At 61.0% G+C, this 756-nt stretch carries 1 protein-coding gene and 1 pseudogene; both read left to right on the top strand.

Going from position 1 to position 756, the window contains the following annotated elements; genetic code table 11:
• Positions 1-25: 25 nt before the first annotated feature.
• Complete coding sequence (locus PG899_RS24190; RefSeq protein ID WP_264098082.1) at positions 26-415, top strand: hypothetical protein; 390 nt, start codon at positions 26-28, stop codon at positions 413-415.
• A gap of 66 nt (positions 416-481) precedes the next feature.
• Positions 482-756, top strand: a pseudogene (locus PG899_RS24195) (hypothetical protein); the annotation flags it as partial.

A 756-nucleotide genomic window follows, 5' to 3' on the forward strand; every position in this document is an offset into this window, starting at 1 on the left:
ATCTGACCAGACAAGGAGCCATATCATGGCCAAAACTATCCTGCTCGCCCGAGCGTACCGCTGGTTTGTCGGTTCGTTCGGCAACCTCTCTATCTCCCCTACCCTGGTGGCCAAGCTGGCGGCAGTGCCGTCCGGCGACGTCATCGCCTTTGGTGACAAGGTGGAGCCCAACCTGAAAGTGGTAGGCGCCACCCTCATCAGCGGCGCGCTGGGTGCCAGTACCACGCTGACCGTCACCGTCGGTTCGACCGTCATCATCAACGCCGAAGGCACGGCGACGGCGGTATCCAAGTATTTCCCGGTGGACGATCTGAAGACACTGCCAGACCAGGAGATCACCCTCACCGTCGGCGGCGGCGCAGCAACTGGCACGGTCAAGCTCAAGCTGCACTATGAGGTGATCGGCAACCTGTAAGGCTGCCCGTCACGCCATGCCCGGCCCAGTGCCGGGCTTTTTCATTTCTGGATTGGAGATATTGCCGTGAGCGACAAAATTGCCGTGGTTTATATCGGCGACAAGCCGAGCAAGAAAGACACTGTGACCGGATCCCGCCTGGTGTTCCCGCGCCACACGCCCGTTGATGTGGAGAGCCACATCGCCATGCAGTTGCTGGAGTTCCCCACCGTCTGGATCCGTCAAGAGGCGCTGGCTGGCGCGCTGGAGCGACAGGAGACCATCGCAAGAATGGAAGCGGAAGAGCAGAAGCGCCTTGCTGCAGAAGCTGCCCGCCTGGCCGAAGAGCAGAGCATGGTGGT

The organism is Aeromonas sp. QDB39, from assembly GCF_027707585.1.
GTDB lineage: Bacteria > Pseudomonadota > Gammaproteobacteria > Enterobacterales > Aeromonadaceae > Aeromonas > Aeromonas hydrophila.